This is a genomic window from Streptomyces sp. NBC_01283 (assembly GCF_041435335.1).
GTDB lineage: Bacteria > Actinomycetota > Actinomycetes > Streptomycetales > Streptomycetaceae > Streptomyces.
This window is the reverse complement of record NZ_CP108430.1, coordinates 808,043-821,552: the sequence shown is the minus strand read 5'-3', so window position 1 is coordinate 821,552 and position 13,510 is coordinate 808,043. Positions and strand designations below refer to the sequence as shown.

Genomic DNA, 13,510 nt, shown 5'->3' with positions numbered 1-13,510 from the left:
AGACCTGCGGGCCGACCTTCCTGTACGGGTGCGGTGTCCAGCCTGCCATTCGGGGTGGAAGGCTCCGTCACCGGTACCGGGGGCCGTGAACAGAGGCCGTAAAGGGGGCCGTGAAGAGGGAGCTGTGAACAGGCCCGAGGCTCACTCCTGCTTCTGCAGCACCCCTGCCTTCACGCACGAAGCCATCACCGCGAAGTTGCGCCGTACCTCTTGCTCCCCGATCAAGAACGGGTTGGGCACGGCTCCGCGCTCGCGCAGCGCGTCGATGTTGCGGGTGCCCATGACCAGGAACGGATGGGTGCTCAGCACGGTGTCGACGTGCTGCCGCTGGGCGCACGGCTCAGGTCGACCACGCAGAAGAGGTTGCCGTCCGGGTCGGCGAGGACGACGAAGTCGGGGTCGGGCGGATACAGCTCCCACTCGACGGCTCGCGCACCCAGTGAGATCAGCCGCCCGACCTCGGCCCGTTGCTCCTCCGTGGTGTCGGTGAACAGGTCCAGGTGGAGACGCGGCCGGGGCTCCGCCGGCGACGTGCTGTGCTGCAGGCCGAGGGCCCGGCCGGAGCCGTCCGCGTGGTCGAGCGTCCGCCAGGCCTCGCTCTTCCACTCCTCGGTGGCCACCAGGTCCAGCGCCTGCGTCCAGAAGGCGACCGCGCGGGGGATGTCGCCGACACCGATGACGGGAACTCCGAGTTTCAGCATGTGCCGGAGCCTAGGCCCCCGCTTCCGCGGGGCGGGCGCCTCCTGGGCCGAGCGGTCCACCGACGAGCACGAGGCCGATGCCCTGTTCGCGGCCCGCCGACTCGCCTACCCCGCGCTGGAACGCCTGGGCCCGGTCCTCACCGAGGACGTCTGCGTACCCAAGGAGCGCATTCCGGAGATGCTCGGCCGCATCGAGAAGACCGCCGTCCGGCACGACATCCTCATCGCCAACATCGCGCACGTGGGCAACCTGCATCCGCTGCTGATCACTCAGCCCGGCGACGACGCCGCACGCACGCGCGCCCAGGCGGCCTTCGCCGAGATCATCGCCGATGCCATCGCCCTGGGCGGTACGGTCACCGGCGAGCACGGGGTGGGCCTGCTCAAACGCCCGGGGCTCGCCGCGGAGATCACGCCGGAGGTCATGGCCATGCAGCAGGCCGTGAAGCGGGCCCTCGACCCGTACGGCGTGCTGAACCCCGGCAAGGTGCTGTCCTGAGGGCCGCTCGGCAGAGCCCCGTTGACCTGCCCGAAGGCAGGTCAACGGGGCTTTCTCACATCCGCTGGGCGGGCAGTTCCCGCACGTATCCGGCGACCAGCGTCGCCACCGCCTCAGGAACCTCCATGTTCATGGGGTGGGTGGCCTCGATCCGGCGGACAGTGACCGTCGGCCGGGCGCGGGAGAGCACGTCCAACTCGCCGGACACCCCCTGGGCGAACCGGGCGCTGAACTCGGCGAACCACTCCATGCCGGGCGCGGGCGGCAGCTGTCGCCCGGCCTGTACCAACAGCAGTGGGCGCTCGACCCCCTCCAGCCATGCCGTGACACCGAGCGCGGAGAGCCGGTGGAGTTCGTCCACGATCTCCCTCGCCTCCGCCGGCTCCGGCAACGTCTGCCACTTGCCGTCGGGCAACGGGCGTGCGGCAGCGCGGGCAGCGGCCTCCGCGTGATCGGCGGGAATCCCGAACCGGACAGCGGCGTCGACCTTCTGCTCGACGTACTCGGGTGGCGCGATGGCCCCGGCCGTCGCCAGCAGCCCTTCACTCACGCGTTCGGCGCCGGGGTATGCGCGTGGCCACCAGAAGCCGTCTAGGTTCACGGCGGCGCGGGCACGTTCCGGGTAGGTCCGGGCGTACTCGACGGCGATCATGCCACCGAGGGAGTGGCCCACCAGCACGGCCTCCGACACCCCGTGGGCGTCGAGAGTCTCCGCGATGTCCCGCAGCACGGCGGGGATGGTCCAGGGGGAGAGGCGAGAAGAGAGGCCGTGTCCGGGAAGGTCGACGGCGAGAACACGGTGCCCGGCGGTGAGGAATGCGGCCGAGGCGTCCCAGTCGGTGAGTGACCGTGAGAAACCGTGCAGGAGAACCAGTTGAGGGCCTTCGCCCCCGTAGTCGTGTGCATGTAGGAGTGTCATCGCCGGTCACTGTAGGAGGCACACGGTGTTTCGCACACCGAATAAATAAGAGCGAAAAAGCGAGCGCCGCGGCAGGGCTAGAACCGGCCCGGTGTGTCGTCCCCCGGATCACGCGTCCCGTCGGTCCTGCGCTGACCCGCCAGCAGCCCGTCCACGCCGAGGAGCTGGAGGATCTGCCGCACGGCCCGGGACGGATGGAGCACGATCAGGCGGCCGTCCGCCGCCCGGCACCGTTCGTGATGCGACAGCAGTTCGTTGACGCCGGAGGAGTCGATGAACGTGACGTTGGCGAGATCCAACTCGACCCTCCTGGCCAGCAAGGGCTCCAGCGCGTTTCGCAGCGTGGGCGCGCTCTCGATGTCCAGGTCCCCGGACACACGCATCAGTACCGGATCCAGGCCCAAGACCGTATCCACATGCAGCGGTTCGGATGAGGCGGGAGCCATACCGGGTGGTCTCCTCAGGTGCGTGGATCGGGTCAGGTGCGCGGATCGGGCCGATGGGGTGTGCGGGTGGGTCCGTCAGACAGCGGCCTCCTGGTTGCTCGTCCGTCGCGCATGAATATGCCCCGAAATGCTGCGCCGCACGCACGTCATAAGTGGAACGCTGCTTGCAGGGACACCTCGGGGCGGAGTCGGTGCCGCGCTGGGGTGGGCAGACCGCCGGAGCACCAGGGTATGTCTGCGCGGGCCCCGCCTGGAGTGCTCCCTCCTCGAGAGGCGAGGCCCGCTCCTCCACCAAGTGCTCAGGAGCCGGCGAGATCTCCTGGTCGGCGCGGCACTTGGGAGGCTGCCTCGCTGGCATGCCTGCCCTCGTCGCGAACAGGTAGGCAGGCCAGATCGCGTCAAACGACGGCAACGGTCCTCGTGCCGCTCAGGCCGATTTCGTCACGGGTGCCGGGCGTGGCCCGCTCGGGACATCGGGCCGGGGGAGTTCGCGCCGGGTGCGGACCGGCGACAGCAGGACCGGCAGGAACGCGACCGACATCAACGCGCCGCCCACCCACAGCGCTGTCTTCAGTCCGGTGAACTCGCCGAGCGCTCCCGCCACCGCGGAGCCGACCGCGATCGCACCGGTCAGCAGAAAGCGGAAAGTGGCGTTCATGCGGCCGAGCAGGGCGTTCGGCGTCAGCTGCTGGCGCAGGCTCACGCCGAGCACGTTGTCGACACCCATCTTGAAGGTCACCATCAGCCAGCCGGCACCCGCCACATACAGCCAGCCGCCCCGGTCGATCAGCGGGACGAGCAGCGCGGCGGGAGCCAGGCAGAGGCCGACGAGGCCGAGGGTACGGCCGTAGCCGAAGCGCCCGGCGATGGCGCGGGCGGTGCGGGCGCCGAGAAGGATCCCGAGGCCGCCCGCCGCCCAGTACAGGCCCAGCACGCCCTCGGGCAGCTTGAGCTCCCGCACGAAGAGCACCGGGAGCAGGGTGTTCACGATCACCGAACCGAAATTGAGTATGGCGGCGGAGAAGGCAAGGGCGCGCAGCTCCTGGTTGCCCAGCACGTGCCGCAGGCCCTGCGCCATCTCCGTGCGCAGCCCGGTGGGGTGCTCCCCTCGGGGCGGGGCCGGCTGGGACGGGCGTACGCGCGTAAGACTGATCGCCGAGGCCAGATACCCGACGGCGCTGCAGATCACCGCGAGCGGCGCGGTGAGCAGCTGGACGAGACCGCCGCCCGCGCCGCGGCCCCCGATGCTGCCCGCGGCCTGGAGGCTGACCATCGCGGCGTTGGCCCGCACCAGCCCGTCGCGGCCCACCAGTTGGGGCAGCACGGTCTGCGAGCCGACGTCGAAGAACACGGTCGCGCAGCCATTGAGCAGCGCGACCACGTAGAGCTGGCCGAGCGTGAGCCGGTCGAGCCCCCAGGCCACCGGGATCGAGGTGAAGAGCGCCGCCCGCACCAGATCCGCGACGATCAGCACCCGCCGTTGCCGTATTCGGTCCACCCAGGCTCCCGCGGGCAACCCGATGAGCAGGAAGGCAGCGGTGCCGAGCGCGGCGAGCAGTCCCACCTGTCCGGCGCTCGCGTCCAGTGCGGAGACGGCGAGCAGCGGGAGGGCGACGTACCCGATGTTGGTGCCGAGCTGGCTGATCGCGCTCGCGGTGAACAGCGCGCGGAAATCGGCTGTCCAGAGGGAGTCGGCGGTGCTGGGCGGCTGGTCCGGTCGTCTGATCATGGCGGCCAAACTGCCCCACGGTCCGTGCGGCCCCCCAATGATTTAGCGTGAGCTGAATGCTGCAGATCGAGTTCACGGCCGAGGACGTCGCCCGCACCCGCTTCGCGGTCTCCCCGCTGTGGGAGGTCGTGGCCAGCGTGCGGGTCCTCAAGGGCGCCGACGAGCAGGGACTGCACCGGCGTTGGGCCGATCAGGTCCGCCCCCGCCTCGCGGCCGCGAAACTGGACCTGGCCCCGCTCTCCGCTCTGGTCCAGGTCCCCACGTACGGCATCCCGGGTTTCCTGGTTCCCCCGCCGACCACCCCGCAGCCCTCCCTCGACGTGGAGTTGGCGGCCCTGCGCACGACCCCGTACGAGTTGCTGCGTACCTCGTCGGACGCGGCGCAGGCAGGCGTCGAAGCCCTGCGCGCAGACCCGGAGCGCGGCCTCGGCCGGCTCGCGGACACCATCGCCGCCTACTGGGACGTGGCGATCGCCCCGCACTGGCCGCGCATCCGCACCCTGCTCGAAGGTGACATCCTGCACCGCGCCACACTCCTGGCCGAGGGTGGCGCCCGGCGCCTCTTCGACGACCTGGACCCCCAACTCGCCTGGAACTCCGGCACCTTGAACCTGGAGCACCGCTTCGTCCGCGGCGAGCGCACCCTGGACGGCCGCGGACTCCTGCTGTGCCCCTCCGCGTTCATCTGGCCGCGCATCTTCTCCACGATCGGCTTCGACCCCTGGCAGCCGACCCTGCGGTACCCGCCCCGGGGCGTCGGCACGCTGTGGCACCCCCGTGCCGCGGCGCCCTCCACCGCCCTGGCCGCCGTCCTCGGCCGCTCCCGGACCCTTCTCCTCACCCAGCTCACGGCCCCCGCCACCACGACCGACCTCGCCGCGCGCACCGGCCTCACCGCCGGAGGCGTGTCGCAGCATCTGACGGCGATGCGGGCGGCGGGCCTGGTGACGGCGCACCGGACGGGGCGGCTTGTGCTCTACGCGCGGACGAGCGTGGGAGAAGCGCTGCTCACGGCGGGCGACTGACGGACGAGTCCGCAGGGTCAAGCGGGGGCGGCACCGTCGGCGAAGTGCGGCAGCACCATAGCGACCAGCGCGTCGACATCGGCATCGACCATCGGCTCGTCCGTCATGCCCATCCGGTGGCCTGCGTCTCAGACGCGTTCCAGGACCACCACCGGGATCTGCCGGTCCGTCTTGCGCTGGTAGTCGTCATAGGAAGGCCAGGTGGCGGCCATGGTCCGCCACATGTCCGGCTTCTCCTCCGGGGTGGCGGTGCGTGCACGGGCGGTGTACTTGTCGCCCTTCACCTGCACCTGGACCTCGGGGTTCGCCTCGATGTTGCGGAACCAGAGGGGCGGTTCGTCGGCTCCGCCGTTGGATGCCACCACGAGCACGTCGTCTCCGTAAGGCTGGTAGATCAGCGGAGTGCTGCGCTGCTCGCCGCTCTTGCGGCCGATGGTGGTGAGGATCAGCACCGTCGTGTTCTGCCAGTCGTGCCCTTCCTCGCCATCGGTCGCCACGTAACGCTCGACATGCTCTTTACCGAAAAGCATCTGCCGTCTCCCTTTGTGTACCTGTTCCGACTGTGCTGACCAACTCTTCACGGTCGCGCCGCGGTTTCCCGCCAACGTGGCGCCGCGTCGGCGCGCCCGGCGTAACGAGACGTCGAACATGGTCTTCGACCGCTTGGCCGACTTCGGCCCCAGAGTCGAGGAAGATCACGCGCGACACGTCGAAGAAGCGGGTGGCATCCGGGACTCCTTGCCCTTCGGAGCCAAGCAGACGTACTCACCGCTCCCTATTCGCTGCCACGCCGGAGCACATGGTCTCTTCGTGGTGACCGCCGCGGCCGTCGGCCCCGCCACCGGGCGCACCTGACCTGGGGGAATCAGTAGCACGATCCAGCCGCTGGGCATCGTTCTCGTCGCCTCCGCCGACGACGTAGGCGGCCCCGAAGCCGGCTGACCGGGGGCAAGGTCATGGACGGCGACAGCCCAGGCCTGGAAGCCAGAAGTCGCTTCTTCTACCCGCTCTTTGCCGTTTGATGACACCGCAGAGGAAACTTCAGGCAGATGGGCTGCTTGTGGGAGTGGTGTGATTGGCGCCCCCAAAACCCCGCCCACCAGGGCTCGTTGGGCGGAACATGGATGATGACACGAGAGACACGCTTCCCGCGCCGCCCCAGGGTCAACTCCTCACCGGTGCCTACTGGTTGGATTCGCCCGCACATGCGGGTGAGGAATGCGTGTGGTGCACGCAGCTGATGCAGGCAGGCGCCACGTCCGAGCCACGGGCCCGCTCGCAGGTCGAATGATGCCGCGCCATGTCGCACCGGGCTCGGTGCGACACGGTGGCCGTCGCTCGCTCAGTCCTCGGGCCGGACGCGGCCTTCGACGACGAGGTTGCCGTCTTCGGTGAGACGGGCGAGGGCGCCGGTCTTGAAGAAGCCATCGGGGGTGAAGGCGCGGGCGTTCTGGCCGGGAGCCTTGTAGTAGCCGCGCAGGGTGTAGGGGCCGCGCGTCCAGAGGTGCCCCGGAGATCCCGCCGGGACGTCGGTGCCGTCCGGGCCGGTGAGACGGACCTCGTCCCCCGGCGAGAGGGGGCGCCCCTGGGTGTGATGGATGACCTCGTCGGTGTCGGCGAGGCGGGTGAGGGAGAGCAGCCCCTCGGCCATGCCGAAGACCTGCTGGAGCCGGCAGCCGAAGGCAGGCCGGATGCGGGCCGCGAGTTCGGGGTGGAGCGGTGCGTCGACGACCTGGACGAGGCGCAGGCTGGAGAAGTCGTACCGGCCGTCGGGGAGGGCGTCCAGCCACGGTTCGGCGTCGGCGGCGCTGAGGGAGGCGATCGTGACCTTTTCCGTCTCGATCGCACGGAAGACGTCGGCGGGTTCGGGGTCGTCGATCAGTACGACGGTGCCGCCGGCCGCCAGGGTTCCGACGATGCCGGGACAGCCGAAGACGAAGTTGGACGCGGCGGGGAGGGCCGCGAGGCAGACGTCATCGGGGCCCAGGCCGATGAGTTCGGCAGCGGCTCGGCTCTGGTACGCGTAGTCGTTGTGGGTGCGCGGGACCAGATCGGGCACGGCCATGGCGCTGTCCGACGGCTTGTCCGGCGACCTGCCCGACGGCCTGTCCGAGGGCAGGAAGAACGCGGCGTCGTTTGGGTCGTACGCGCGGTCCGGGCCGCGCGGAGCGTCCAAGGTGCTGAAGGGGAAGAACAGACATCCGCTGGCAGCGGTGGCGAAGCCGCCCTGACCGCCATCGGGGTCGTCAAGGGTGAAAGCGCGGCGCAGGCGCGGATTGTCGTCGCTGACCTGCGAGGCCATCTTCGTGTGGTCGAAGCCGCGATGGACGCCGGGGCCTATGTACGCGGCGGCTTCGGTGACATGGGTGAGGTGCCCGATCTCGTCGGTGCGGTGAGAGGTGGGCGCCAGCACGGGAAGGGCACCGGCACGCATGAGGGCGTAGACGGTGATGACGAACTCAGGGATGTTCGGGAGCTGGACGATGACCCGGTCGCCCGCCCGGACGCCTCGGAGCGTGAGCCCGGCAGCCATGCGGTCGACGCGGCGGTTCAGCTCGCGGTACGTGAGGCGACGCTCGCCGTGCACGAGGGCGGTGCGGGTGGCGTACGTACGGGCGTGCTCGGCGAGGAGCTGGGGCAGGGCGGCGCCCTGGTAATACCCCTGGTCGTAGTAGCGGCCGATGGCCTCGGGCAGGCGCGGGGTGCAGCCTTTCAGCATGATCCGGGCTCCTTCCGGGTGGCCGCGTGAGGATGTGGATCACGGGCGGCTCAGACTTGCATGCCGGATGCGGAAGCGACAACCAGCATTTGCTGCGCCGCGGGTCTTGGGTGTCTGCCGCTCCCAGGCGTCGGCCACCGGTAGAGCAAGCCCCTCAGGCGTCAGTAGGGCAAGCCCTCCGACGCCGCACGCAAGGCCGCGAGCAGGCAAGCGGTGATCTCTTCGCCCGATGCCGCGGGGTCATCCGCATACCGCTGGGCGAAGTCCTCCGCCGCCGCGCGCAGCGCGCCGTTGAGGGTCGCCGCGTGCACCTTCACGCTCAGGTCGTCGGCGCTGCCGCCGGACCGCTGAGCGAGGAGCCTGCCGAGTACGGGCAGGGCGTCGTCGTGGGCCTGGAGCCAGACCGCGCGCAGCGCCGGGTCGGTGGAGGTCATCCGGATCAGGTCGAGGATGACGGGGGTGTAGGCGGGCAGTTCGCCGACCCGGCAGGTCTCCGCGAAGAAGTCCAGCAGGCTCATCTCCGCGGGCCAGTTGCGCAGTTCCGCCACGGCGAAGTCCAGCCCCGCCGACAGGAGGGGCAGCACACAGCTTTCCTTGGTGGGGAAGTGACGCCACATCGTGCGGGCGGAGATCCCCACGGCTTGCGCTATCTGCTCGCCCGTCGTGGCGGTGACGCCTTGTGAGGTGAACAGGCGGACGGCTTCACGGGCGATCTCGAAGCGGAGAGCCGCTTTCCGCCGTTGGACGAGCGACGGTCTGACGTCGTCCTCCGGCGTCCGGCCTGGCTCGGTGGGTGGCGCGTCGCGCACTCTCGACTCTCCTCTGCCTCGATCACGGCAGCATAGCGAGCCGCCAGGTGACGCATGCAGACGTCTTGTCACAGACTGACACCCAGCCCTACTCTCCCGTAAGTGACCAGCGGGTAACCCTTGTTGGCTGGAACTGTCATGCGCACGTCAATCACGTCGCGCTCGTACTCGCACCCCCACCCGCCCGTCCAGGAGCCGCTCATGCCCCCTCCCAGTAGACGCGCCCTGCTCACCGGCGCCGCCGGACTCGCGACCGCGAGCGTCCTCCCGTGTCCGACCGCCTCGGCTGCACCTTCCCGGGCAACCCGGGCACCGCTGACCCGCGTACGGCTGACCCGGGAAGAGCACCGGGTCGTCATCATCGGATCCGGCTTCGGGGGAGGTGTGGCGGCGCTCCGCCTCGCGCAGGCCGGCCTGCCGGTGACCGTGCTCGAACGGGGCCGGCGCTGGCGGACAGGACCGAACGCCGAGACCTTCCCCCGGGTTTCGGGCCTCGACAAACGCGTGCTCTGGTACGGCACCCTCCCGGCGGCGGTCAGGCCCCTCGCCAAACTGCTGGGAACCCCGCTGAACTTCGCGCCCTACACGGGGCTCCTGGAACCCGTGCTCGGAGAGAACATCCTCAGCGTCTGCGCGGCCGGGGTCGGCGGCGGATCGCTCGTCTACCAGGGCATGACCCTCCAGCCGTCGGAGGCGGTGTTCAACACCTGGCTGCCCGAAGAACTCGACTACCGGCGCATGAACGAGATCCACTACCCGCGGGTCGCGAACATGCTCCGGGTGGCCACGGCCCCCGAGGCGCTGGTCAGCACGCCCACCTATGCCGCGGCCAGGGTGTTCGCCGAGCGGGTGCGCGGAGCCGGGTACGGCCTGGAGAAGATCCCGATGCCGATCGACTGGGACTACGCCCTCGCCGAACTGCGCGGCGAGATGAAACCGTCGTACACGAACGGCGATTGCGCCCTCGGCGTCAACAACGGCGGCAAGCACTCCGTCGACGTGACCTACCTTCGGCAGGCCGAGGCGACCGGCAAGGTGACCGTCGCGACGCACCACAACGTCACGTCCGTGGCGCGGACCGCCGACGCCCGCTGGGAGGTGCGGGTCGACCGCACCGACGACTCGGGACGGGTGCGGGAACAGAAGATTCTCATCACGCGTGGCCTGGTCATGGCGGCCGGCAGCGTCAACACCAGCAAGCTCCTCGTCCGCGCGGCGGCCACCGGCACAGTCCCCGGCCTGCCCGACGGCCTCGGCGAAGGATGGGGCACCAACGGCGACCGCATCTACGCATGGACGAACCTGCGGGACGACTTCGGGAGCGAGCAGGGCGGCCCGGTGGTCTTCGGCAGCAAGGCGTGGCAGGACCCGGCCACCGCGAACACGATCATCCAGGCGTCGCTGCCGCCCCTGGGCCTCGACACCAGGACGACCATGCTGGTCGGTTTCGGGGTGAGCCCCGATCGCGGCCACTTCCGTTACGACGCCTCCGCGGACTCCGTGTCGCTGCACTGGCCCCGGGACGGCGACGCCGCAAGCCACCGGCACATCCAGCGCCGGATCTCCGGGGTGTCCAAGGGGCTCGGCGTGCTCACGGACACCAACTCCCTGGTCAACAGCACCTGGCACCCGCTGGGCGGAGCACCGATGGGCACCGTGTGCGACATCGACGGCCGGGTGCGCGGACAACGCGGGCTCTACGTGCTCGACGGCGCGCTGATCCCCGGCACCACGGGTGCGTGCAACCCGTCCATGACCATCGCCGCCGTGGCCGAACGGGCGATGGACGCCATCACCACCCACGACATCGACACCATCATCTGAATCCCGGGATCCGGCGATCTCGGCACCCCGAGCCAGGAGCACACCATGAGCCGCAAGAGACAGCCTTCGCGTTCTGCCCCCACCACCCGCTCCACTGCCAAAGCCCGGATGGAGTTGGGGGAGTTGACCCCCCGGCGTGGCACCGGCGTCCGGCTGCGCCTGGTGGCGGGCATCGCCGCCGGCACCGTCTGCGTGGGTCTCTCGGGAGCGCCGGCCACCGCGGCCGACGAGCAGCCCGTCGTCTCCCGGGGCGTCACCATCCCCACCTTCTACAACCCGCCCGCCGAACTACCGGCCGCCAACGGCGCGTTGATACGAACCGAGCCCCTGCCGCTCGGGCTGAGCATCCCCGGCCTGGACGGGCGCCCCATGCCGGGCACCGCGAGCCGCCTCATGTACAAGTCCACCGACTCCGCCGGGCAGCCCGTCGCGGTGACCGGTGCCTACATAGAGCCCTCGGCCGCCTGGACGAAACCCGGGCCGCGCCCGCTGGTGGCCGTGGCCTCCGGCACCATGGGGCAGGGCGACCAGTGCGCCCCCTCGTTCGCGCTCCAGCACCCGCTGACCCTCAACGGCGAAACGGTGTCCGTGGGCTACGAAGCCCTGGCCATCTACCGGATACTGGCCACCGGGGCGGCCGTGGTCCTCACCGATTACGTCGGCCTCGGTGCCACCGACCGCGTGCACACCTACGTCAACCGCCTCGACCAGGGGCACGCCCTGCTGGACGCGGCCCGCGCCGCCCGAGCCGTACCGGGGGCATCCGTCACCGCGGAGTCCCGCACCGGCCTGTACGGCTACAGCCAAGGCGGTGGCGCCAGCGCGGCGGCAGCCGAGCTCCAGTCCTCGTACGCCCCCGACATCAACCTCGCCGGGACCTACTCCGGCGCACCGCCGGCGGACCTCACCTCGGTCATGAAGGGGATCGACGGCAGCGCCCTGGCCGGTGCGCTCGCCTGGTCGATCACCGGCTTCGCGCAGGCGGACCCCGACCTGCGTGCGGTCGTCGACGCGCACATCAGCACCGCCGGAAAGGCGGCCCTGAAGGACGCCTCGACGATGTGCGTCGGTGACGCGCTGTTCGGCTACGGCTTCACCAAGAGCAACAAGTGGACCACCGACGGCAAGTCCGTCGGTGACATCATCTCCGCCGACCCCCGGGCGAAAGCCGCCCTGGACAAGCAGCGCATCGGTACGCTCAAGCCCACCGGTCCGGTGCGGCTGGCGACCGGCGTGCAGGATGACATCGTTCCGCACGCGCAAGCCCGGCAACTGGCCGTGGACTGGTGCCGCAAGGGCGGCAACGTCACCTACGAGCCCTTGGTCCTGCCGAACCTCGGCGACAAGATCCTCACCAACCACCTCGTGCCCCTCATCACCGACCAGGGCGATGCCGTCTCCTGGCTGACCGACCGGCTCTCCGGCAAGCCGGCCACCTCCACCTGCTGGAAGATGCCGCTCCAGCCCTGACCGGACCGCCGTCCCCGCCCCGGCCGCGACAGGGCTCAGGCGGGGACGGATTCGTCGAAGGGGGGATAGCTCCCGCTGCCCGATCGCTCGGCCGCATCGATGTAGACGGTGAGGGCGTCGCGGGACTGAGCGAGCCGCCGCATCTGATCCTCCAGCCGCTGCCGTCGCGACCGCATCGCCGTCAGCAGCTCGGAGCACCCGGGCAGCTCCGGGGCTTCCCCGACCGCACAGGGCAGCACGTACGCGATGTCCTCGGACGACAGCCCGGCGCCGAGCAGGTGCCGGATCTGCGTCACCCGCAGCACGGCGCTCTCGTCGTAGTCGCGGTAGCCGTTCGCCCTGCGGTCCGCCTCAAGCAGTCCCTGGGCCTCGTAATAGCGCAACTGGTGGGCATTGACGCCCGTACGACGACTCAGTTCCCCGATTCGCATCGCACCTCGCTTGACCTTCATACCGGTATCAACGTTGACGATGTTGCCATGAACAACAAAACCGCTACACCTGTTGCCGTCATCGGACTCGGGCTGATGGGCCAGGCACTCGCCGGCGCGTTCCTGAAGGCCGGACACCCGACGACCATATGGAACCGTACGACCTCCAAGGCCGACCAACTGCTGGCCCAGGGAGCGCAGTTGGCGCCCACCGTCGGCGATGCACTCAAGGCGGGCGCCCTGACGGTCGTCTGCCTCACCGACTACCAGGCCCTGCAGGAGGTGCTGGGCGGTGCGGACGAAACCGCCCTCGATGGAACGACGTTGGTCAACCTGACCTCGGGCGACTCGACTCAGGCCAGGGAAACCGCCCGCTGGGCCGAGCAGTACGGTGCCCGTTACCTGGACGGCGCCATCATGGCCATCCCGTCGGGGATCGGGACCGTCGATGCGGTGATCCTGCACAGCGGGCCGCAGTCGGACTTCGAGGCGCACAAGCCGACGCTCGACGCTCTCGGCACGGTCACCTACCTCGGTGCGGATCACGGTCTCGCGTCCCTGTACGACGTGGCGGGCCTGGCCATGATGTGGAGCGTCCTGAACGCCTGGCTCCAGGGCACCGCCATGCTCAGGACGGCCGGTGTCGACGCCGCGACGTACGCGCCGTTCGCGCAGCAGATCGCCGCCGGGGTGGCCGCATGGCTGCCCGGATACGCCGAGCAGATCGACCAGGGGTCCTTCCCGGCCGAGGTCTCGGCCATGGAGACCGACGCGCGGGCGATGGCGCACTTGGTCGAGGAGAGCGAGGCGCTGGGCGTCAACGCCGAACTGCCGCGGCTGATCAAGGCCATGGCCGACCGCTCGATCGCCGCTGGACACGGAGGGGAGCAGTATCCCGTACTGATCGAGGAGTTCGGCAAGCCCGGTATCGACTGACT

At 70.2% G+C, this 13,510-nt stretch carries 14 protein-coding genes and 1 pseudogene; 6 read left to right on the top strand and 9 right to left on the bottom strand.

Features of this window, described 5'->3' with window-relative positions; genetic code table 11:
• Positions 1 to 141 precede the first annotated feature (141 nt).
• Together OG302_RS03810 and OG302_RS03805 are read right to left on the bottom strand one after the other, a co-directional pair.
• A complete protein-coding gene (locus tag OG302_RS03810; protein ID WP_371525371.1) occupies positions 142 to 309 on the bottom strand; it encodes a hypothetical protein in 168 nt (55 codons plus the stop codon).
• Positions 303 to 701: a VOC family protein gene (locus tag OG302_RS03805; RefSeq protein ID WP_371525370.1), complete on the bottom strand. Its 399-nt coding sequence runs from the start codon at positions 699 to 701 to the stop codon at positions 303 to 305. Before OG302_RS03805 ends, OG302_RS03810 begins: the two co-directional genes overlap by 7 nt.
• Positions 702 to 723: 22 nt before the next feature.
• On the opposite strand from OG302_RS03805, the pseudogene OG302_RS03800 reads away from it, so the two are divergent.
• Positions 724 to 1,200, top strand: a pseudogene (locus OG302_RS03800) (FAD-binding oxidoreductase); the annotation flags it as partial.
• A 55-nt stretch (positions 1,201 to 1,255) separates the two neighbouring features.
• On the opposite strand, the gene OG302_RS03795 reads toward OG302_RS03800, so the two are convergent.
• The 3 genes from OG302_RS03795 to OG302_RS03785 form a co-directional block, all read right to left on the bottom strand.
• Positions 1,256 to 2,119 carry an alpha/beta fold hydrolase gene (locus OG302_RS03795; RefSeq protein WP_371525369.1) on the bottom strand — a complete coding sequence of 288 codons (864 nt, stop codon included), beginning with the start codon at positions 2,117 to 2,119 and terminating at the stop codon, positions 1,256 to 1,258.
• Positions 2,120 to 2,196: 77 nt separating this feature from the next.
• A complete protein-coding gene (locus OG302_RS03790; protein ID WP_371525368.1) occupies positions 2,197 to 2,502 on the bottom strand; it encodes an STAS domain-containing protein in 306 nt (101 codons plus the stop codon).
• A gap of 490 nt (positions 2,503 to 2,992) precedes the next feature.
• Positions 2,993 to 4,294 (bottom strand): MFS transporter, encoded by a 1,302-nt coding sequence (locus OG302_RS03785; protein ID WP_371525367.1) that lies wholly within the window; start codon positions 4,292 to 4,294, stop codon positions 2,993 to 2,995.
• Positions 4,295 to 4,350: 56 nt separating this feature from the next.
• On the opposite strand from OG302_RS03785, the gene OG302_RS03780 reads away from it, so the two are divergent.
• Complete coding sequence (locus OG302_RS03780; protein ID WP_371525366.1) at positions 4,351 to 5,319, top strand: ArsR family transcriptional regulator; 969 nt, start codon at positions 4,351 to 4,353, stop codon at positions 5,317 to 5,319.
• A gap of 128 nt (positions 5,320 to 5,447) precedes the next feature.
• Here the strand turns inward: OG302_RS03780 and OG302_RS03775 are convergent, their stop codons facing one another.
• Positions 5,448 to 5,849, bottom strand: coding sequence for a nitroreductase family deazaflavin-dependent oxidoreductase (locus tag OG302_RS03775; RefSeq protein WP_371525365.1), 402 nt, complete (start codon positions 5,847 to 5,849; stop codon positions 5,448 to 5,450).
• A 118-nt stretch (positions 5,850 to 5,967) separates the two neighbouring features.
• Between OG302_RS03775 and OG302_RS03770 the strand changes: the two genes are divergently transcribed.
• Positions 5,968 to 6,174, top strand: a complete 207-nt coding sequence (locus OG302_RS03770; RefSeq protein ID WP_371525364.1) for a hypothetical protein — start codon at positions 5,968 to 5,970, stop codon at positions 6,172 to 6,174.
• A 487-nt stretch (positions 6,175 to 6,661) separates the two neighbouring features.
• Here the strand turns inward: OG302_RS03770 and OG302_RS03765 are convergent, their stop codons facing one another.
• Positions 6,662 to 8,038: a (2,3-dihydroxybenzoyl)adenylate synthase gene (locus OG302_RS03765; RefSeq protein ID WP_371525363.1), complete on the bottom strand. Its 1,377-nt coding sequence runs from the start codon at positions 8,036 to 8,038 to the stop codon at positions 6,662 to 6,664.
• Between the two features lie 161 nt (positions 8,039 to 8,199).
• Entirely contained in the window at positions 8,200 to 8,847 is a 648-nt protein-coding gene (locus tag OG302_RS03760; RefSeq protein WP_371525362.1) for a TetR/AcrR family transcriptional regulator, read from the bottom strand.
• Positions 8,848 to 9,048: 201 nt separating this feature from the next.
• On the opposite strand from OG302_RS03760, the gene OG302_RS03755 reads away from it, so the two are divergent.
• Both OG302_RS03755 and OG302_RS03750 read left to right on the top strand, forming a co-directional pair.
• The gene (locus OG302_RS03755; RefSeq protein ID WP_371525361.1) at positions 9,049 to 10,671 is read left to right on the top strand and encodes a GMC oxidoreductase; all 1,623 of its coding nucleotides are present in this window, start codon (positions 9,049 to 9,051) and stop codon (positions 10,669 to 10,671) included.
• Between the two features lie 45 nt (positions 10,672 to 10,716).
• Positions 10,717 to 12,141, top strand: coding sequence for a lipase family protein (locus tag OG302_RS03750; RefSeq protein WP_371525360.1), 1,425 nt, complete (start codon positions 10,717 to 10,719; stop codon positions 12,139 to 12,141).
• A gap of 35 nt (positions 12,142 to 12,176) precedes the next feature.
• Here OG302_RS03750 and OG302_RS03745 read toward each other — a convergent pair whose 3' ends face one another.
• Entirely contained in the window at positions 12,177 to 12,572 is a 396-nt protein-coding gene (locus OG302_RS03745) for a MerR family transcriptional regulator (protein WP_371525358.1), read from the bottom strand.
• Positions 12,573 to 12,620: 48 nt separating this feature from the next.
• On the opposite strand from OG302_RS03745, the gene OG302_RS03740 reads away from it, so the two are divergent.
• Positions 12,621 to 13,508, top strand: coding sequence for an NAD(P)-dependent oxidoreductase (locus tag OG302_RS03740; protein WP_371525357.1), 888 nt, complete (start codon positions 12,621 to 12,623; stop codon positions 13,506 to 13,508).
• The last annotated feature ends 2 nt before the right edge of the window (positions 13,509 to 13,510 follow it).

Excerpts from the sequence above, each read along its gene's own strand:
- OG302_RS03805 (WP_371525370.1), bottom strand. The coding sequence starts at position 701 with ATGCTGAAACTCGGAGTTCCCGTCATCGGTGTCGGCGACATCCCCCGC.
- OG302_RS03795 (WP_371525369.1), bottom strand. The coding sequence starts at position 2,119 with ATGACACTCCTACATGCACACGACTACGGGGGCGAAGGCCCTCAACTG.
- OG302_RS03790 (WP_371525368.1), bottom strand. The coding sequence starts at position 2,502 with ATGCGTGTGTCCGGGGACCTGGACATCGAGAGCGCGCCCACGCTGCGA.
- OG302_RS03785 (WP_371525367.1), bottom strand. The coding sequence starts at position 4,294 with ATGATCAGACGACCGGACCAGCCGCCCAGCACCGCCGACTCCCTCTGG.
- OG302_RS03780 (WP_371525366.1), top strand. The coding sequence starts at position 4,351 with ATGCTGCAGATCGAGTTCACGGCCGAGGACGTCGCCCGCACCCGCTTC.
- OG302_RS03775 (WP_371525365.1), bottom strand. The coding sequence starts at position 5,849 with ATGCTTTTCGGTAAAGAGCATGTCGAGCGTTACGTGGCGACCGATGGC.
- OG302_RS03770 (WP_371525364.1), top strand. The coding sequence starts at position 5,968 with ATGGTCTTCGACCGCTTGGCCGACTTCGGCCCCAGAGTCGAGGAAGAT.
- OG302_RS03765 (WP_371525363.1), bottom strand. The coding sequence starts at position 8,038 with ATGCTGAAAGGCTGCACCCCGCGCCTGCCCGAGGCCATCGGCCGCTAC.
- OG302_RS03755 (WP_371525361.1), top strand. The coding sequence starts at position 9,049 with ATGCCCCCTCCCAGTAGACGCGCCCTGCTCACCGGCGCCGCCGGACTC.
- OG302_RS03750 (WP_371525360.1), top strand. The coding sequence starts at position 10,717 with ATGAGCCGCAAGAGACAGCCTTCGCGTTCTGCCCCCACCACCCGCTCC.
- OG302_RS03745 (WP_371525358.1), bottom strand. The coding sequence starts at position 12,572 with ATGCGAATCGGGGAACTGAGTCGTCGTACGGGCGTCAATGCCCACCAG.
- OG302_RS03740 (WP_371525357.1), top strand. The coding sequence starts at position 12,621 with ATGAACAACAAAACCGCTACACCTGTTGCCGTCATCGGACTCGGGCTG.